This is a genomic window from Pseudoalteromonas sp. R3, from assembly GCF_004014715.1.
Lineage (GTDB): Bacteria > Pseudomonadota > Gammaproteobacteria > Enterobacterales > Alteromonadaceae > Pseudoalteromonas.
Genome location: NZ_CP034834.1, coordinates 1168811 through 1189336 on the forward strand (window position 1 = coordinate 1168811; position 20526 = coordinate 1189336).

Annotated in this window: 15 protein-coding genes; 11 read left to right on the top strand and 4 right to left on the bottom strand. The window is 46.4% G+C overall.

Annotation, left to right across the window (positions count from 1 at the left end):
• The first annotated feature begins 134 nt into the window (after positions 1-134).
• The 6 genes from ELR70_RS25835 (at position 135) to ELR70_RS04325 (ending at position 9779) form a co-directional block, all read left to right on the top strand.
• Positions 135-383, top strand: a complete 249-nt coding sequence (locus tag ELR70_RS25835) for a hypothetical protein (RefSeq protein WP_206613302.1) — start codon at positions 135-137, stop codon at positions 381-383.
• Positions 384-907: 524 nt separating this feature from the next.
• On the top strand, positions 908-6067 hold the full coding sequence (locus ELR70_RS25060; RefSeq protein WP_347232115.1) for a PQQ-binding-like beta-propeller repeat protein: 5160 nt from the start codon (positions 908-910) through the stop codon (positions 6065-6067).
• A complete protein-coding gene (locus ELR70_RS04310; protein WP_054013501.1) occupies positions 6064-6609 on the top strand; it encodes a hypothetical protein in 546 nt (181 codons plus the stop codon). Before ELR70_RS25060 ends, ELR70_RS04310 begins: the two co-directional genes overlap by 4 nt.
• A 569-nt stretch (positions 6610-7178) precedes the next feature.
• The gene (locus tag ELR70_RS04315) at positions 7179-8150 is read left to right on the top strand and encodes a hypothetical protein (RefSeq protein ID WP_054013500.1); all 972 of its coding nucleotides are present in this window, start codon (positions 7179-7181) and stop codon (positions 8148-8150) included.
• Between the two features lie 49 nt (positions 8151-8199).
• Positions 8200-9420 (top strand): hypothetical protein, encoded by a 1221-nt coding sequence (locus tag ELR70_RS04320; RefSeq protein WP_128064480.1) that lies wholly within the window; start codon positions 8200-8202, stop codon positions 9418-9420.
• 116 nt (positions 9421-9536) lie between these two features.
• Positions 9537-9779 carry a hypothetical protein gene (locus ELR70_RS04325; protein WP_128064481.1) on the top strand — a complete coding sequence of 81 codons (243 nt, stop codon included), beginning with the start codon at positions 9537-9539 and terminating at the stop codon, positions 9777-9779.
• A gap of 72 nt (positions 9780-9851) precedes the next feature.
• Here ELR70_RS04325 and ELR70_RS04330 read toward each other — a convergent pair whose 3' ends face one another.
• On the bottom strand, positions 9852-10025 hold the full coding sequence (locus tag ELR70_RS04330) for a hypothetical protein (protein ID WP_235577041.1): 174 nt from the start codon (positions 10023-10025) through the stop codon (positions 9852-9854).
• A gap of 582 nt (positions 10026-10607) precedes the next feature.
• Here ELR70_RS04330 and ELR70_RS04335 point away from each other — a divergent pair.
• Entirely contained in the window at positions 10608-11525 is a 918-nt protein-coding gene (locus ELR70_RS04335; protein WP_054013498.1) for a triacylglycerol lipase, read from the top strand.
• On the top strand, positions 11522-12385 hold the full coding sequence (locus ELR70_RS04340) for a lipase secretion chaperone (protein WP_054013497.1): 864 nt from the start codon (positions 11522-11524) through the stop codon (positions 12383-12385). The genes ELR70_RS04335 and ELR70_RS04340 overlap by 4 nt, the downstream gene beginning before the upstream one ends.
• An 8-nt stretch (positions 12386-12393) precedes the next feature.
• Here the strand turns inward: ELR70_RS04340 and ELR70_RS04345 are convergent, their stop codons facing one another.
• A complete protein-coding gene (locus ELR70_RS04345) occupies positions 12394-12780 on the bottom strand; it encodes a DUF393 domain-containing protein (protein ID WP_054013496.1) in 387 nt (128 codons plus the stop codon).
• Between the two features lie 130 nt (positions 12781-12910).
• A complete protein-coding gene (locus tag ELR70_RS04350) occupies positions 12911-15907 on the bottom strand; it encodes a hypothetical protein (protein WP_054013495.1) in 2997 nt (998 codons plus the stop codon).
• Between the two features lie 634 nt (positions 15908-16541).
• On the opposite strand from ELR70_RS04350, the gene ELR70_RS25670 reads away from it, so the two are divergent.
• Positions 16542-16826, top strand: coding sequence for an MCP four helix bundle domain-containing protein (locus ELR70_RS25670; RefSeq protein WP_277749858.1), 285 nt, complete (start codon positions 16542-16544; stop codon positions 16824-16826).
• Between the two features lie 11 nt (positions 16827-16837).
• The gene (locus ELR70_RS25675) at positions 16838-18169 is read left to right on the top strand and encodes a methyl-accepting chemotaxis protein (RefSeq protein ID WP_277749859.1); all 1332 of its coding nucleotides are present in this window, start codon (positions 16838-16840) and stop codon (positions 18167-18169) included.
• 16 nt (positions 18170-18185) lie between these two features.
• Here ELR70_RS25675 and ELR70_RS04360 read toward each other — a convergent pair whose 3' ends face one another.
• A complete protein-coding gene (locus tag ELR70_RS04360; protein ID WP_054013493.1) occupies positions 18186-19073 on the bottom strand; it encodes a LysR family transcriptional regulator in 888 nt (295 codons plus the stop codon).
• Between the two features lie 139 nt (positions 19074-19212).
• On the opposite strand from ELR70_RS04360, the gene ELR70_RS04365 reads away from it, so the two are divergent.
• Positions 19213-20391: an MFS transporter gene (locus ELR70_RS04365; protein ID WP_054013492.1), complete on the top strand. Its 1179-nt coding sequence runs from the start codon at positions 19213-19215 to the stop codon at positions 20389-20391.
• The last annotated feature ends 135 nt before the right edge of the window (positions 20392-20526 follow it).

The window sequence follows — 20526 nt, forward strand, 5'->3', positions numbered from 1 at the left end:
TTTCGGGTAGTCATTTATACTCTTTCCCTTTTTTAGGTACAGTAATCTAGAGACTTGGCTCAGTGTTGGTCACCATGTGAGACATTGAGGCGAATTATTGGACGCTAACTTTTTCACATCATATGGAGATTTTGATGGTGATTAACTCTCGTTGCTTCGTTGTATTGTTCACTTTGTTCACTCTGGCTGCATGTGGCGGTGGTGGTGGCGATGCTGCGACGAGCACAAACGTAAAAAATACTGCTACTAAGCCGCTGGACAGTGATGCTGATGGTTTACCGGATAACGCAGATTCAGATGACGATAACGACGGTGTTGAAGATGCACAAGATGCATTCCCGCTGGATGCGACAGAAAGTGTCGATACCGATGGGATGGCATAGGTAACAACGCCGATAACGATGATGATAACGACGGCGTTGAAGATGCACAGGATGCATTCCCGCTGGATGCGACAGAGAGCATTGATACAGATGGTGACGGCATAGGCAACAATGCCGATAATGATGATGACAATGATGGTATTGAAGATGCGCTGGATGATTATCCTCTTGACCCCGCTAAAGGTTTAGATTCAGATAATGATGGTATTAATGATCAGCAGGATGCTTATCCTTTTAACAGCGAGCCAGTCTTATGGTCTACCTTTCAACAGTCTGAAAAACATCAAGGTAGTGTAAACTTTTCTGTTGCACCGGAGTACTTTTCTGAGTTGTGGCATGCTGAGTTTTCAAATGGCGCTAGTAATAGCCAAACTTTTATTGCTGCAAGCGAATACCATGTTTTTAGGTCGGCAGGTACCAAGTTACACGCGCTTGACGCTTACTCGGGTGAGGAGATTTGGCATGCTGACTTCTCAACTAGAGATTCACTAAACCCTCCGGCCTTTGCAAACGGAAAAGTTTATGTGCAAACCGGTGGACATGATAACGCTTATTTATGGGCTTTAGATGAAACAGACGGAAATATAATTTTTAACTCACGATATGGAAATCAATGGTCCACGTATTATGCGCCAACAATTGAAGACAACATTGTATACATTGCTGGTGGGTCTTATGGCGGGATGTATGCATTCGACGGTACCACAGGTGATGAGCTATGGTTTAAAAGCTTAAACCAATACGATCAATTTACGCCTGCTATTTCTGGTAATTATGCAGTGGCGTATACCGGTGACTATGCTCCAGCGTTAACCGTGGTGGATAAACTAACCGGTACAGAGGCGTTCTCCATAGCGGATCCCGATTTTGAATGGCGTGGATGGAGTATGGATGCAGTTCCATTAGTTGGTAATGAAAACAATATTATTGGCTATCAAAATAATCGCCTGGTAAATTTTGACCTAAAGCAACAAAGTATTAGCTGGGATCTAAGCGGAGATTTTGTTGGCCATCCCGCCATTGCCGAAGCAGGCATATATGTTGTAAACAATAATCAAATTGAGTTAATCAGTGAAACAGATGGTCGCGTTTTATGGAACTGGCAAGCAGCCTCAAATATTACGTTAACCGGTCAAATTATCCCTGTAATTGATCACCTTTTTGTGTCGACAGCTCTTGGCGTTGAGCTCATTCATATTGCTACTAAGGAAACTGTCTGGAGTTACGACAAAACGGGTATGTTAGCGCTAAGCAATGGAGTGTTATATGTGTCCAGCCGGAACATGGTATACGCGATTGATGTTGAGGGTGACAGAGATAACGATGGATTGCCACAGGGGTGGGAGCGTCGCTATGGTGGCGACCTTGACCCGGCTTCAGATGATGATGGCGATGGCCTGACAGCACTGGAAGAATATACGGTAAATACATCACCGATAATCTCTGATACCGATGGTGATGGCCTGTCAGATGGTGACGAGGTCAACGAACATGGCACTTCACCCCTTAAAACCGATAGTGATGGCGATGGCCTGAGCGATGCGGCAGAAGTACTTGAGTGGTTTACTGATCCCTTGTCGGTCGATTCGGACAGTGACGGAATTGATGATCAGGCAGAAACACGTGCAGGCCTGGATCCCAACGATGGCACTGATGCGGCGCTGGATAACGATAATGACGGCTACTCCAATGCCCATGAAATATATGCCGGCTCAGATTTGAATGATGCTCAGTCCATTCCTGTGGTAGGAGATTGGGCGATGGTGCAGGGGAATGCCAGCCACAATGGGTTTCAGGCCCTGATGCTGGATGCGACTAATTTCACACAGCGCTGGACTCAGTCATTTAGGTACTCTGTATCTACGCCGGCCATTGCGTCAGGTCAGATTTTTGTCACGGGTAATGGTAGTGTGTTGGCTTTAGATGCCGGGACGGGCGCAGAGCGTTGGTCGAATGCCTCTGTCACAGGCAGTATCAGTGCACCGAGCGCAGGTAATGAGCTTGTTTATGTGCATACGGGCGGGCACGGTGATACTGCTCTGTGGGCATTCAATGCGCAAACGGGTGAGCAGGTATTTCGAGGTACACACGGCTCACAGTGGCCAAACTACCGCGCCCCTACCATTTTCAATGACCGTGCGTATATCAACGGTGCTTACTCTGGCGGTATGCAGGGATTTAATGCCCTGACGGGAGAGCACTTATGGGAAGGCACAGCCAGCTGGGCTGATCACTGGGAGCCAGCCGTCAATGATGACTATGTGTTTGCCCCGTATAATGGTGATATTGCGGTGTTAAATCATGATAATGGTGAGGTGCTGTTTTCGCTTGATGCTAATCTCGACTCACAAACACCGGTGCTGGGCACACACAATAATGTGATTACCTATGGGGCTCAGCTCGTCAGTTATGATATTGAGACACAGGCAGTGCTCTGGACCGCAGGTGCATCGGGTGGTGATTATCAGATGCCGGCGGTAGGTGCAGGTCTGGTGGTCACCGTGCAGGACAATGTACTTAAAGCCTTTAATGAACTCAATGGAGCGCAGTTATGGCAGTGGGCCCCGTCGCAGCATCTTCAGTCCAATATCATTCTGACAGCAAGTCATGTATTCGTTGCTTCCGGCAGTACAACGTTTGCCATTAACCTCAGAACACAGGAAGTCGACTGGGAATACAGTCAGGGTGGTCAGTTGTCATTAGGCAATGAGGGGGCACTGGTCATTAGCAGTGGCACAGTTATTACGGTAATTGAGGTTGAAGGAGATACCGATCAAGATGGTTTGCCACAGTGGTGGGAGCGTCGCTATGGTGGCGACCTTGACCCGGCTTCAGATGATGATGGCGATGGCCTGACAGCACTGGAAGAATATACGGTAAATACATCACCGATAATCGCTGATACCGATGGTGATGGCCTGTCAGATGGTGACGAGGTCAACGAACATGGCACTTCACCCCTTAAAACCGATAGTGATGGCGATGGCCTGAGCGATGCGGCAGAAGTACTTGAGTGGTTTACTGACCCTTTGTCGGTCGATTCGGACAGTGACGGAATTGATGATCAGGCAGAAACACGTGCAGGTCTGGATCCCAACGATGGCACTGATGCGGCGCTGGATAAGGATAATGACGGCTACTCCAATGCCCATGAAATATATGCCGGCTCAGATTTGAATGATGCTCAGTCCATTCCTGTGGTAGGAGACTGGGCGATGGTGCAGGGGAATGCCAGCCACAATGGGTTTCAGGCCCTGATGCTGGATGCGACTAATTTCACACAGCGCTGGACTCAGTCATTTAGGTACTTTGTGTCTACGCCGGCCATTGCGTCAGGTCAGATTTTTGTCACGAGTAATGGCAGCGTGTTGGCTTTGGATGCCGGGACGGGCGCAGAGCGTTGGTCGAATGCTTCTGTCGCAGGCAGTATCAGTGCACCGAGCGCAGGTAATGAGCTTGTTTATGTGCATACGGGCGGGCACGGTGACACTGCCCTGTGGGCATTCAATGCGCAAACAGGTGAGCAGGTATTTCGAGGTACACACGGCTCGCAGTGGCAAAATTACAGCGCCCCCACCATTTTTAATGACCGTGCCTATATCAACGGTGCTTACTACGGTGGTATGCAGGGGTTTAATGCCCTGACGGGAGAGCACTTATGGCAAGGCAACGCTACCTGGGATGATCACTGGGAGCCAGCCGTCAATGATAACTATGTGTTTGCCCCGTATAATGGTGATATTGCGGTGTTAAATCATGATAATGGTGAGATGCTGTTTTCGCTTGATGCTAATTTCGGTTCACAAACACCGGTGCTGGGCACACACAATAATGTGATTACCTATGGGGCTCAGCTCGTAAGTTATGATATTGAGACACAGGCAGTGCGCTGGACCACGAGTGCATCGGGTGATAGCTATCAGATGCCGGCAGTAGGCGCAGGCCTGGTGGTCACAGTGCAGGACAACGTACTTAGAGCCTTTAATGAACTCAATGGAGCGCAGGTATGGCAGTGGGCCCCGTCACAGCGTCTTCAGTCCAATATCATTCTGACAGCAAGCCATGTATTTGTTGCTTCCGACAGTACAACGTTTGCCATTAACCTCAGAACACAGGAAGTCGACTGGGAATACAGCCAGGGCGGTCAGTTATCATTAGGCAATGAGGGGGCACTGGTCATTAGCAGTGGCACAGTTATTACGGTAATTGAGGTTGAAGGAGATACCGATCAAGATGGTTTGCCACAGTGGTGGGAGCGTCGTTATGGTGGCGACCTTGACCCGGCTTCAGACGATGATGGCGATGGCCTCACGGCACTGGAAGAATATACGGTAAATACATCACCGATAATCGCTGATACCGATGGTGATGGCCTGTCAGATGGTGACGAGGTCAACGAACATGGCACTTCACCCCTTAAAACCGATAGTGATGGCGATGGCCTGAGCGATGCGGCAGAAGTACTTGAATGGTTTACTGACCCTTTGTCGGTCGATTCGGACAGTGACGGAATTGATGATCGGGCGGAAACACGTGCAGGCCTGGATCCCAACGATGGCACTGATGCGACGCTGGATAAGGATAATGACGGCTACTCCAATGCCCATGAAATATATGCCGGCTCAGATTTGAATGATGCTCAGTCCATTCCTGTGGTAGGAGACTGGGCGATGGTGCAGGGGAATGCCAGCCACAATGGGTTTCAGGCCCTGATGCTGGATGCGACTAATTTCACACAGCGCTGGACTCAATCATTTGAGTATTCTGTGTCTACGCCGGCCATTGCGTCAGGTCAGGTTTTTGTCACGAGTAATGGCAGCGTATTGGCTTTAGATGCCGGGACGGGCGCAGAACGTTGGTCGAATGCCTCTGTCGCAGGCAGTATCAGTGCACCGAGTGCGGGTAATGAGCTTGTTTATGTGCATACGGGTGGGCATCAGGATACTGCCCTGTGGGCATTCAATGCGCAAACAGGTGAGCAGGTATTTCGAGGTACACACGGCTCGCAGTGGCAAAATTACAGCGCCCCCACCATTTTTAATGATCGTGCCTATATCAACGGTGCTTACTACGGTGGTATGCAGGGGTTTAATGCCCTGACGGGAGAGCACTTATGGCAAGGCAACGCTACCTGGGATGATCACTGGGAGCCAGCCGTCAATGATGACTATGTGTTTGCCCCGTATAATGGTGATATTGCGGTGTTAAATCATGACAATGGTGAGATGCTGTTTTCGATTGATGCTAATCTCGGTTCACAAACACCGGTACTGGGCACACACAATAATGTGATTACCTATGGGGCTCAGCTCGTAAGTTATGATATTGAGACATCGGCAGTGCGCTGGACCACGAGTGCATCGGGTGGTAGCTATCAGATGCCGGCAGTAGGCGCAGGCCTGGTGGTTACAGTGCAGGACAACGTACTTAGAGCCTTTAATGAACTCAATGGAGCGCAGGTATGGCAGTGGGCCCCGTCGCAGCGTCTTCAGTCCAATATCATTCTGACAGCAAGCCATGTATTTATTGCTTCCGACAGTACAACGTTTGCCATTAACCTCAGAACACAGGAAGTCGACTGGGAATACAGCCAGGGCGGTCAGTTGTCTTTAGGAAAAGAGGGCGAGTTATTGATTAGTAATGGGTCAGATTTGACCTTAATAGCAGTGCAACCAGGTTTATGATATTTCTTAAGCATAAGTATACAATTTTAATTGGTGTTTTTGTCATGGGGGGGCTGCTCTTAGTAGACTCTCAGAACAAGGAGGAGGCTGAGCAAAACCAGAGGCTGGAGCAAGAACATCATCTCAACAACTCTGAGAAAGGTGTGCTAAATGTGTATCAAGAAAGCCATGGGACAGAATTGAGCGGTGAGCAGTCAGGGAATGCAATACAGCCTGCTCCCCTTCATTTGTCATCTGGAAAGCCAGAAAATAAAGTCCCGTTGACTGATGTGCTAGATAGGCTAAGGGCCTTAGAGGCGAGTTTGGATGACCCGGATAAGAGATTGATCGTAAAACAAAGCGGCAATGAGATTGTAGAGTTAGAAAGTAACGCCACAAGCAGTTATTTTAATCAGCCTGTCGCTAAGTATATGTATCAAGAAGAGCTGTTGGTGTCTTATACCGAAATTTCATATTCTTTTGGTGAGAAAAAAGCACATACCATTTATCTGGTATACGATGAAAATAAGGATGTGATTGACTACAAAGAACGTTGGCAGTGATAGGCTGAACAACGGTATGAACTACCTTAGCTCAGCTTCACCGGTGTGTTGAGCTATACCTTTCCAAAACGGGCGTGCAGACAGCACGCCGTATTCCTTTGTATGACCGCTCAGAGCGATGTCAGGTTCCATGCGTCCTCTGGCCATGAGGTTGCAGCCAGAGATATTAAACGACCATACAGCCCTTGCGGTTGGCACATTGTGAAGTTGCATGTAGTTACATGGATAGCCATCTAAAATTGGCGTACAGGCTTTTCGCTGTGTTCTAGATCGAATAGCGTTGCCGTTGTTGCAATGATTGATTTTCTCACAAGGCAGCATGTTACAAAAGTGACTGCTCAGCGCTGCTGAAAGTGTATTCAGTAGGGTAAAAACTCTAATAAATTCAAAAGAAAATAAGAGTGACACTATAGTGCTAGTTTTTTTGCACATCATATATACAAACAACTAATTTCCCATTAAAAGGTACTTTTGAAAAGTAAATGTAAAGATCTTGGGGTATTTTGTTCCCGTTGCGCAACATCTGTAGAAATGAAATTCGAAAATACTAATAAATTAATGAGGAAATTATGAAGTTTAAATTTGCTGCACTGTTGGGCATGCTCTGTGCTACCACACTATCTGGGGCAGCGGAAGCGTATCTGTACAAAGACCCGGGTTATGTTGAACGTAACGCCCGGACTATTCAGAAGAATCGGGTAATAGGTCAGTCTCATCAATATCGAGATCAACAAGGCTGGATGTATGTTGATAAGGTTGAGAATGGGGCAACACAGGGTTTTTATCAGGCAGGGAACTGGTTAAAGCTGCACAATCGTGATTTTAAGATGTCGATTGGTGAGCTGGAGTTTTCATTTAATCCCAGCAAGCTTGATTGTACTCAGGGCATGAGCTTCAACTTTACCGTTGGAGATGACACTGTCGCGAGTATTAAACCAAACTGCGATGATTTGTTGGATGCTTCGATCACCTACCCCGTTGAGTACTACTTTGATCTGATCCCTGAACCGGTTAAGCCTAAGGTGGAATTGCCACTAGACCCGTTGGGGTTACTAAAACTTGGCGTGAAGTTTGGTGCGGGTATCGAAGCTGGTGCTGAATTCACGGTAGGTGGAGTAATTGGTGGGCATGGAAATGAAGTGCCATTCGAAGCCGAAGGGGTTAGACGTCCAGACTATATCTATGCGTCTGTAGAGCCATATGTTGGTGGCGTTGTCTCTAGTTCTGCTTATGGTTCGTTTGGTCACGGCATATCAGAAGCCGGTGTAAAAGGTAAAGTTAATCTGCTCAAAGTAAAAGGCAAAGGGTATGTAGAAGCTGGTGTGCGCCGTATCGTGGAAGACGAGGCGGTGATAGAGCAAGGCTTTTTGGAGTTAAAGGTCAGCACTAAATTGACAGGTGGAGACGGCAAAATTCAGGCTTACTGCAAAAAGCTCTGGGGACTGCTGCAATTTAACGTAGATGTAATGAAATGGGATCCGCTGTACCAGCGCGAAACCGTCCTTTACGAATACGCGAGCCCTGTTTGGGAAAATTTATAAACTGTTGTAACTGGTGGCCTGAAAAAGGCCACTATGTCGGGATTGCTTTATGAAAAGAATAATTATTACACTGGCTTTCTTAAGTCTGTTGGGGATCGTGTTTTTTGCACTCAGTGGGGCATATCAGGGTGTTAATGAGCATTCAGAAGCTGATGCGCTCGGAACTGGTGATATTAAAAATACCTTAGGAGAGGTACAAGCTTCAGGTTATCAGGTAGTCATTCAATCTGCGGTACTGAGCGAAAAAGGCACTGCGTTTGCGCACTCGGATTTATCCTGGAAAATGTACTTTTATCCCAATACAGATCCCTCTTCAATATCGCCCGCATTGTTAACGGATATTGAGTTTATTTCTGACAGCAAAGTACAACCGATGCCGCAGCAGCTGCCTTTTTACTTTTCTTATAACGGGCAACAATTTACCCAATCCGATTTGCTCGGGCTGCCTCAAGCGCACCCATTGTGGGTGTTGCCTAAAGTGCTCGATTTAATGAGTTACTCACTATCAGAGCCTCTGACGTTTAAAGATGCGTTGGGTAAGAGTACATATCGTTTTCAAAAGAGTGGTAATACAATAAGTCGAGTAAAAATAGAACAACACCGACAGCAAAATCAACAGGAGCAAGAAAGTTGGGGGCTTACCCTAAAACCCTCAGATCACAGGGTTGCAAATCAGCCCAATCTGCAACAGCTGGACTACCGTAATCAGCAAGTTTTGCACCAAGGTACTCAACAGTATGAAGTCATACAGACGGTAACTATCCTGCCTATCGAGCATATGCATACAGGTCAAACGAACTGGGATGCCTCTCATAATAAAGACATTATATCACCGGGTCAGCAAGCGGCTGTTGTTGAGATCACCGGCGAAAACTTTCTGAAACAGCTGGAACAGTTGGCAGATTCTTTAGATCCCGCTTTGGCAAAAGCGATAGGTCAGTTTATGTTGGAAAATTATGATTATGGCACTTTGAAAGCGTACCTGAAGGACCACGCAGGCTTGAGCTCAGCACTGATTTATTCATTACAAAAAGCGCAGACACTGGAGGCCGAGCAAACGCTTGCTGATCTGTTGACGGAGCGTGACCTCAGCCAGTCATCATTGCAGAAAGTTGCGATGGCGCTTGGGCGAATAGAAAATGCGTCTAACGTCGCATTTGCTAGTTTGCAGTCTGTTGCAGACGACTCTGCCAAGCAGGCGCTTGCCGATGTGGCACTGCTCAGTATTGGCACAATGAGCAAATTTTCCCCCAACAATCTCATCAGGTAGCGCGTTTCCTGAGTCGTAAACTGACAGAGCCTCAGCAACTGTCAACGGCCATACTCGCGGTTGCGAATAGCAAAAATCCAGCCCTGATCGAAAAGCTACCTGACTATTTACACCATGTGGATACTCAAGTCAGGCGAAATGCGATTAAATCGCTTGCACACAACGAAGCGTATCAGGATCAGGTCATAGCAAGTCTGGCAGGCACGTCTGATGTCAATGCCATCGATGCATTTATAAGAACGTATGAACGGGCTGATTATGCGCTATCCAATGAGAATATAGAAAAGTTGACGGAGTTTTATCAAACAACAACGCACCCAATTATTAAAAAGCGACTGGCCACTGTTATCCGGTTATAGTCAGCATGAGTGGCGGGGCTATATCGCCACTCATTCAACCTTATGCTGTAAGTCCGCAAAGCCATAGTTGCCTTATTTAACAATTTCATCGTCTTTAACCACTGCCAGCTGTAAACCCGGAATATGCCTTTCCTTCATCAGTGCCTTAATAAGTTTGTCTACCGGCTCTGCTTTTACCAAGGATGACCACAGAAGGGTGCCGAACCAGAATAAGCTGGATAGTAAGACTCTGTTGTTCTTGTACATGATAGTTCCGTTACGCATTTTCATTGTGAAGATATCTTCATATACAACAAGTAATATACCAACATTAAAATATTTTAATATCAATGCCTTGTGATTTTAAGTAAGAGCGCATCCTGCCTTTTTTTTCGAGATATAGTCAGATTTACCAAGAAGTGGTTATTTTAACAATGAAAAAATGCAGCACAAAAGGCGTGTAACCAAACGTCTTTTCCAAAGAGTTTTTGTGTGTCCTCAGTATTATTGGTTAAATCAGAAAAGTCATATTTACCTCTTTCTTATGTCAAACCAGAACGATAATTTGGCATCATTCTCTGAAATTTTGAGTAAAAACACTAACCCTGTTGACTAGCCAATCACCTTATGTGTAACTAAGCGCATCGACAATTCTGTTAGTAAGATTTGATTTTTATTTATACAATTGTTGTTGATTTAAAAGAGTTTTATGCTTCAGTGTTCACAAGATTGCGCAGAGCTCATTAATTGAAACAGTACAAATTGAGCTTTTTTTGTTCTATCTGGCTTGACCTCCTACCACAATAAGCTAGCCTTTTGTTGCTAAATTGTAACTTTTGGAGCAAGTAAATGAAAAGAATAACACTCACTGTTTTACTCAGTATTATGTCACTCTTTGCACAACTGGCGCACAGTAGTGATGAACTGGAATATCCTGTTGTGTTGGTTCATGGCCTATTTGGTTTCGATAACCTGCTGGGTGTGGATTATTTCTACCGCGTACCCTCGGTTATTCGCCAGGAGGGCGGTAATGTTTATGTAGCTGAAGTGTCGTCCGCACATAATTCAGAGCTGCGAGGTGAGCAACTTCTTGAGCAGGTGGCACTGATCAGAGCCCTGACAGGTAAAGACAAAGTGAACCTGATTGGCCATAGTCAGGGTGCACAAACCATTCGCTATGTGGCATCTGTAAAGCCTCAATGGGTGGCCTCGGTAACCAGTATTGGTGGCGTAAACTGGGGCAGTCGCTTTGCTGATGTGGTACGCGGGGGAGTCGATCAGGGGTCTTTCTCTGAGCAGTTTTTAGCGTCATTAGCCAATGGTCTGGCTGGCCTAATTGACTTATTATCGGGTAAACCTACGGCACCCAAAGATGCGCTTGAAGCACTCGAGGCTCTGACCACAGAGGGCACACTTGCGTTTAATCAAAAGTATCCGGAAGGCGTGCCTGCTAACTATTGTGGTCAGGGCGATATGCTGGCCGACAATGGCGTCTATTATTTTTCGTGGAGTGGTAGCCGGGCCTGGACGAATTTGCTGGACCCTGCCGACAATGCTCTTTTGCTCTTCTCCGGCGTATTTGACGAAGCTAATGATGGCCTGGTCTCGGCCTGCTCCAGTAACCTGGGATATGTGATTGGTAACGACTTTAAGATGAACCACTTGGATCAGGTTAATCAGACTATTGGTGTTCACCATTTATTCGAGACCGATCCACTCACTATTTATCGTCAGCATATTCGTCGTCTGAAAGGTCTGAATCTATGAGGCACTGGCGTCTGCTTTCACTCAGTTGTATCGGGCTTTGTGCCTGGCTGTGGTATCTGGCTGGACAGTCAGCCAGTACAGGCACGACTCATGTCGCAGCGACAAGTCAGCGCCCGGTGACAGAGGCGCCACACATGATTGAGCAACAATCCAATGCCGCGATGCCAGCACAGGCAGAGCATTGCGGCGCAATCGTTAAAGCACACAAACATCAGCTTGATGACTGGATCTTAGCTTTGCAAAGCGAGCAGTTGGAGCACAACTGGGCTCAATATACACATCGTTTACCACTGTGTTTGCAAGAGTTGGCGCATGACTACATGAACTACAAACAAGCACTGACGGAAGTAGAAACTACGCTTACGATTCACGAGCGTTTTGAGGCACTGCAAACGCTTCAGGGTCAGTACTTTTCCGATGAGGTGATAGCTGCCTGGTTTGCGGATGAGAGTCGCTGGAATGCGCAGACACTGGAGCGCTGGAAAATTCTCTCTGATCAATCGCTCAGCGAGCAGACGCGTGATGAGTTAATGGATGCACATATCAGTCAGCTGCCACAGGAGGAACGTGAGACCATAGTGGCAACCCAAACTCTGGTCACATTAAAACACAGCTGGAAAACCATGGATTACAACCGGCTCAGCGCCAGATACGGGGATGAAGCCGCAGAGCGCCTGATGCAAGCAAGGCAGTCACAAACTGACTGGGCGCAGCGGGTAGCGGACTATAAACAGCAGCGCGATGTGATCCTTGCTCAGGAGCCAGACTCGACAAGTCATGACAAAATTGCCGCGCTTGAGCAGGCACTGTTTAGTGAAAATGAGCAAAAGCGCCTGGCGGTACTATTGGGTAATGATTAGCGTTGCGCTTATTTTCGGCACACGCCGCTGTCGCAACGAGACTTACCGGTAAGCCAGTAAGAAATCCGATAGCGGTTTTTGGCAAACAGTAAATAAAACTGATCGGCAATGGGCTTAATGATGGGCCATCTTAGAGGAGCGTACAACCAGCCCATCCCCACGAGTCTCCACGCCTGATGTGTAACATCCAGACCTAGCAACAGCTTGCCATTGGCATCCAGGGCATGCAAAATTGTATTTGCTTGATTCGGGTCAATATCGGGGTAGCGGGCAAAATCGTCGCTGAAAATATCGACCGTTTTTATGCGCTGCGCTTTATCTCGTTTGGTCAGCGCGGTCATTTCCTTTACGCACAAAGGGCAGGTGCCATCATAAAATATGGTAAGTTCGCTCATGTTAAGCCTCGTTTTTTAGCGTCATACGCATTAATCACAGAAGCGGATCAGACGATAAGCCTTACCCGACCTGCTTAGGTGTAAAGGGGGCGGTAGTGCCACCCTTAACAGTAATTTGCTGTCTTATATATTAACACCCTTTCATTGGTTGCCTGAGCTTTCCCCAATTGGTCGGGCTGTCGTTCTCACAGCTAAAAGTCGGTTGGATTGTATGTTCTCCGGTGTGTATGCTCATTCCATATTCACCACCAGATACCTTGTTGTTTTTCAAGTTGATACTGATTGGATAGTGAGCATGGATAATAAAGTTTGTAGACTTGTCCAACAATAAGGGCTGAGCACTAGGAAGCCGACTCCACTCAGAGCTATTGTTCGTTTTTATCTCTAAATTGCTTAGCATGATACTGTGACTCGGGTCCTCACCTTGCTGTTGTTCTTCTATGAATTTTGCATAAATACCTGCCACACGATTGTTGAGCAACCGGCTGTTAGAGATATTCGTGGTGAGCTTTTCCGTGATACTTTTTGCAGTTAGGCGCAATGCTGTCATGTTGTTTACCAGGTCAACATTCGTCATCGTCAAGTTGGCTGTATCAGAAGAGATGCCATTACCTCCATCAAGGAAGTCAGAACCTGGCTGGGCATCTCGGTAAAGACCGCCTGTCACAGTCACTTTCGGTACGTTTTGGTTGTCACCTTCAATCACAATACCCCCTTTACCCGATATGGTTCCAAGTCCATTCTCTGCGGCGGATGAGCAGTAATTAAACGTATATTTGCCATTTTTGTTGATATTTGCATCAACCCAGTTGTCTGGGTTAAAGCTTGCATACCCATAGCTACCGGCATTTGCGAATACGTAGTTAAGTGTTACGCGGTTATTAGACGACAGGTATACTGAAGCCACGGAGCCAGCCAGTCGCGCATCTAGGTTGGAGAGAGTCACATCGGTTGAACGCGAAACAAGCAAGGCTGAACCACCAGCATTTTTGGCCCATTGCGCTTTAAGCCTGCCATATGCGTCAAAGCTAAGCTGAGGGTGGTCGGTATCGCCCCAGAACTTGCCGCGCGTCTCAATTACCATATCGCGAAGCGATATCGCATGACCACTGTCAATAGTTAAGGTGGTAAAGTAAGGCACAGCTTCGATTTGCTCAGGACCTCGGTTGGGATATGGAGCAGGGTTGCCAATTCCCTCAATGCCAAATTCATTTGTTATTCTTTGTTTTGCAGGTCTCAAGCGGGTGACTGGCTTACTTGACCTGCGTACGTTTGGCAGGTAAAGCTGCTCGCTGGCGGTGTAACTTTCATCGGTATCGGCTTTTCTTTCGTGATTGCCCGCTCCAAATATTTCAACATGTGACTTGCCTTCAATTGAAAAGCCACCACTGTTTAGAAGATATTCGCCCGCTGGAATATAGATAGTCCAGTGGTCCTGAATGGAGTTTGAGAAGCGATGAAAAGCAGCTGAATTGTTGGTCATTGCATCGCCTACCGCTCCCCACCATTGTGGTATCACATTGAATGGAGTTTGACTGGTTGAAACTATATCATCATAACCATAGACGCTCGCTTTTGGTTGTCCTTTAACCTTACCAGAACCATAAAATATACGGTGCATACCAGCCTCTAGTGTTCCATTAATGGTAAGAGAAAACCCTGCAGGCACTTCAACTCGGGCACTTTCAGAAAACTTGACCACATGGTCAATCGGCATAATTATATTTTTACTGCCAGACAACGTGTCTTTTACTACACGGTAATTACCGCTCAACTCGACCACACCATTTCTGGAATCAATCAGCTTACCATTGATATAAACACCGTTATTATTTGCGCTTAGCGATTGATTAAACGCTGGAGCAAGTCTTACCGTACTGTCCAGAGCAAACCTGTCAGCATACCGGCCAACAATGTATATGCCATACTTGCCACCACCCAAGTTGTTTATTGCGTGAATGGCAAGAGACTGTCCGTCGCTCGTGCCCGACCTAATAGGACGTAACAAATTATACCCGGCCTTAAAAGGGCGTTTGAGGTTACTGATCTCGACATAAGTATACTGATTTCTCAAGCTTCGGTGCACGACCTTTGCAGAGTTCTCATATTGCTCTGAAAGATAGATATGTTGACCAACATGAAAGTTATAACCTTGCGTACCCGGTAGGTATACAACGATACTGTCTGGACTGGATTCCAGACGGGTTTCACGGCGGCCATTAACAGTGACTTCTGACCTTTTGGTATTCAACTGAGTAGATAGAATATCGAGCGGTGTACTCATTATGTCGGGGTATATCACATCATAGGTTGAGTCGAATTCATATTTAGGATGTTGCAGTGTGATATAGGTATTGTTGCCTGCTATGCCAAATGCAGTAATCTTTGCTGTGTTTTCAAAAAACAAAGTTTCCTGTAGAGGGTTGTGAGTATAATAGGAGCCAGCAAGCGCAAACCCCCCTGTTGTGCTTGCCCCAGCAATGTCAGTGGAGTTTACAAAATAAGTCACGGCCTGCTCTTCTATCACAGTGCCGTTTTTATCATCACGATACTGATTGCGCAGCATATCGGATATACGATATGCCTTTTTAGCGTCGTGCGAAATCAGATATTGATAGCTGTTTAATAGTGGGCGTGCCACAAGCTTATGTCTAATCTTGTATGTTTTTGCCGAAAAGTAGGCTTTTTGACCGGCTAACCCTATGCTTACTTCTCCATTGCCATTATCGTTAAATGCGTTTTCCTTCGCGACGGAAAGAGCAACTTGGTTACCTATTGCAAAACGGGCATTTTCACATCCTGTTTTTTGCTTTTTTTGATTATCCAAATATAACAAGTAGTAGCCAGATCTGGGACTATCTCCCACGCCATCTTGACGATTGGTATTGGGTAGTGCTTTTACAACAGAATAGGCTAAGCAATTGTTTGGAAGCTTAACCTCACCGTACATAGGATGAAATTCATACTTTAGTCCTTTCAATACAACATAAGTATATTTGCCAGCCAGACCTATATTATGAATAGTAGCCGTATTGAGTGTGAGTTTATTATATAGCTCTGTAGCGCTGGCATATACGTTTGCAGAAAACAAATATGCTATGGCAAACCAAAGCGAACGTGCGCACATAGAAATGTCCTTTAAGTGGTTGGTTGTTATGATAGCTGTAAACTATACAGGTTGAATGATGCCTTTTAACATAGTAAGTGCGTTAAAGAAAGTAGTGGTGAAGATAGGTGTAGAAATATTGCTTTTAGGTGGTAAAAGTCTCAACTCTTTTTAACTAACGTGGTGAGGTTTAGATGTATTTTCTAATTTAGCTGCATTTTTCACTTTCATACTGCAGTTTGATTAGGTTTGCTGGGCAATAAATGGGTCGAACTTTAATGTGTTGATATAATTGTGTTGTTCTTTATTTTTTTTGTGATTTTTTTGTCAGGGTGTTGGGGTTTTGTTTGTTTTTTGTGGTTCGCTCTGTGTTCTAATTGTGTAAGATGGTGTTATCAATAAAAGTGTTGTTTTAAATGGGTTTGTTTCTGATTATAATTTAATTTTCAAATAGAGGTCTTGGTTTTAATAAAAACATGTTATCGCCCGATTCTTTGAAACTTCTTAGGTGTATTGTATGCGCGGATATTGAATAAATATGCTTTTTACACGATATTATCAGTTTCATGTTGGCCGCCAAAAAACGTCTTTTTACTCACCTTAGGTGGGGTTATTAACCAGGATTATTTTTAAATTAGGGAAACATATAAAGAGCATGGCAATAAAAGATTTATCCATCACCAAACAAATAGGTTTGAGCTTTTCTTCGGTATTTTTTGTTTTCTTCGCAGTCAGCCTATTGACTTATAACGGACTGAGAGGGATCAGCGATGATCTTGATTCAATTGTACAAACCAGCATTCCCTCGGTAGAAATCGTTAAGGATTTAAAGATAGAGCTAACCACCATACGCAAAGATGAGTTTGGTGCCACCATGAACCCGGATCACCCCGAAATGAGTGAGTGGCTGAGCATTCTTAGTGATTTACGCGCCGGGTAAGTCGTAAAATTGTGCTATATAGTCAGCTTAATGTAAGCGCAAAAGAGCGGCGCCAGTTTGAGGCGTTTGAGTCTGCCTGGCGCAAATATGCGGTGGTGACGTCGGACTTTAACGCACTGGTACGCAGTGGTGAGGTGAGCCGCGCTAATGAGACGGTGTTAAACAGTTATCCCATCTTTGCTAAGGCCATGGACGAGCTAAGCGAGCTGGAGAAAATCAACAGTGAAAATGTTGGACATGCTGAGTCATCTGCTATTGGGGCTGTCAAAACCGTGATCACGGCCATTATCATTTGTACTTTGGTGTGTGCCGCTATGATTGCGTTGATCAGTGTTGTGCTAAGCGGAGCAATCAGGCGACCACTGGAAAAAGCTATGAATCTGGCTGGCAGCATTGCCAATGGTGATTTAAGTACTCGAATCGATATTGACTCGGCAGGCAGCAACGAACTGGGCTCTTTGCTGGTGTCGCTGGAAAAAATGCGTCAGCAGTTAAACAGCCTTGTTGTGAAAATTAATGACAGCGCTATCTTGCTCTCTTCTGCAGTTGAAGAAGTGAATATGATTTCTGCACAAAACGCCAAAGGCATGGAGCATCAGCAAAACGAGTTACAGTCTGTTGCTTCTGCCATGACCCAGATGCAAGCCGCCGTGTCTGAGGTAGCACAAAGCACCGAAATGGGTGCAGAGTCTGCTAACCAGGCTCATATGAAATCGCGCGAGGGCAATACGGCACTGACAAGCAGCATGTCGCATATTTCGGCCGTGGCAGAAACTGTAACGCACGCTGGCGAGCTGGCGCTCAACCTTGAAAAGAACGCGCAGAATATCAATGTGGTAGTCGACGTGATCCGCGAAATTGCAGAGCAAACAAACCTGCTGGCGCTGAATGCTGCCATTGAAGCCGCCCGTGCCGGCGCACAGGGCCGTGGTTTTGCTGTAGTGGCCGACGAAGTGCGCTCACTGGCGCGTCGTACCCAGGAATCAACCACACAAATTGTTGAAATTGTCAGTGACTTGCAACAAAAATCCAAAGAAACGGGGGAAGCCACACGCACCTGCCAGACCGGGATTGATGTGTGCGTGGAGCAAACTGAGACGGTCAGCCAAACCATCAGCCAGATTGAGCAGGAGATCGACAGCATTGCAGCAATGAGCACACAGATTGCGGCCGCTTGTAATGAGCAGTCTGTGGTCTCTGAGGAACTCAATCGCAATATTGAGAACATTAATGTGGCCGGTGTTGAGATGACACAAGGAGCCAATCAAATCTCCCATGCCTGTCATGACATCAGTGAGCTGGCCCACAGCCTTAAATCCAGTGTCGAGCAGTTTAAGTTATAGCCTTTGCGGTTTGCGTTCACAGCGCGAAGCGTTGGGTAAAAAACTCCAGAAACGCCCCTACCCGTGGAGAAACAGTCGAGTGCTTGTAGTAGACTGCATTGACCTCTTCACGTGGATTAGGGCTCATAATCGCGCCGGGTAGCACCTCTTCAAGCCGCTGATTTTTCATGTCTTGCTGGATCATAAAGCGTGACAGCAGTGCAATACCATTGCCATTTAGTGCCAGCTGACGAATTGCTTCTCCATTGCTGGCACTGATAGCTGGTTTTATGGTCATTTGCTCTCGTAAGCACCACTGGTTGAGCTTGGGTGCATCAGCAAAACCAATCAGTACGTGTTTATTTAAATCAGCCTCGCAGCTTGGCTGGCCATGTTTTGCAAGGTATCGGGGACTGGCTACCAGATGCAATGTACTGGTTCCGAGCCTTTTAGCATGCAAGTTCGAGTCGTTTAGTTTGCCAATACGGATCGCCACATCGGTTTTCTTTTCAATCAGGTCGACAATGTTTTCATTGGAGATTAGCTCCAGCGTTATGCCGGGATAGGCCCTGGCGAAGTCTTCCACATGGGGGATAACCTGATGGAATAAAAAGGGGCTGGCAGCATCCACCCTGAGTTTACCCTTAGGCGCACCTTTTATGCTATTAAGTGCTTCCTCACCTTGCAATAAAGCATTGAGTCCGGTTCTTGCGTGGCTCAAAAAGACCAGCCCTTCTTCGGTGAGCTCAACCCGACGTGTACTGCGAATAAACAGCGTGACATCCAATGTTTGCTCCAGCCTGGCCACAGAGCGGGATACTTTGGCTGCATTTGTATTAAGCAAAATTGCGGCTTGTGTGAAACTGCCACAATCAGCGACTGTAATAAAACTCTTAATGTCTTGTGTTTTGGACTTTAGATCCATGCCTTGCACTACCGATTAGCGAAGTCGTATACGGTAATATTATTGCATTTTTAGCAAATTTATTTTGTTATTTATGTCGTTTTTGTTGGTAATTAAATGCGGCACACTCCTTTCACTTAATTATTGTTAGGAGAGCATTATGCCTTTAGCTTTGTTTGCGCTGACCTTAAGCGCATTTGCTATCGGGACGACCGAGTTTGTGATTGTTGGGCTGGTACCTACGATTGCCCAAGATTTAGGTGTTTCACTTCCCTCTGCGGGTTTGCTGGTGAGTTTATATGCGCTTGGCGTTGCTGTCGGGGCACCAGTATTGACAGCGCTGACCGGGCGATGGCGCCGTAAACAGGTACTGTTAACACTAATGGCTTTGTTTATTGGCGGCAATCTGCTGGCCTGGCAGGCGCCTGGTTATGATTCATTGATTGTTGCGCGGATCCTGACTGGATTGGCACATGGGGTGTTTTTCTCTATCGGCTCGACCATAGCGACTAGTCTGGTCAGTAAAGAAAAAGAAGCCAGTGCCATTGCCATTATGTTTACTGGCCTGACTGTTGCTCTGGTCACTGGTGTCCCACTGGGTACCTGGATTGGTCAGGAGTTTGGTTGGCGAGCAACCTTTTTGATTGTGTCATTACTCGGTTTGGTGGCATTTTTGGGCAGCGCTTTTTTGCTACCCGGGAACCTTAAACAAGCAGAGCCTGCCAAGCTGAGCGAACAGCTCAAAGTACTGACTCAGCCACGTCTGTTACTGGTGTATGCCATGACTGCTGTCGGCTATGGTGGTACGTTTGTGACTTTCACTTACTTGGCCCCTATCTTGGAGCAGGTTTCCGGATTTGCCGCCAGCTCAGTTGGGTTAATTATGCTGGTTTATGGCGTCTCCGTTGCCGTAGGGAACATTTGGGGCGGCAGGTTGGCTGACCGTCTGGGTCCTGTGAAAGCACTGTATATTATTTTTAGCGCGTTGGCGCTGGTGTTGTTTGTGTTCACATGGACGGCGGGCAGCCAAATTGGTTCGGTATTCACCGTATTGTTGTGGGGCGCATTTGCATTCGGTAATGTACCAGGCTTGCAAGTTTATGTGGTGCAGTTGGCCGAGAAGCATACCCCCAATGCGGTGGATGTTGCATCCGGGCTTAATATCGCGGCATTTAATATCGGGATTGCCATTGGCTCGGTGGTCGGTGGGGTCGTCGTTGAAGAAATGTCATTACAGGATACGCCCTGGGTTGGGGGCACTATCGTGATATTGGCATTGTTGCTGACACGAGCCTCTGGTCTTATGGACAAGCGAGTGCACCGACTGGCATCTTGTTAGTGCGCTAAGTATTTACAGTGTCAGGCGTGATTTAAGCCGCCCTAACTGAGCGTTAATCATGCCTGCTGTGAACTATCAGAATTTTAGGTGTAATACGATGTTATTGATATTTAGATATATCCTTTCCCATAATGA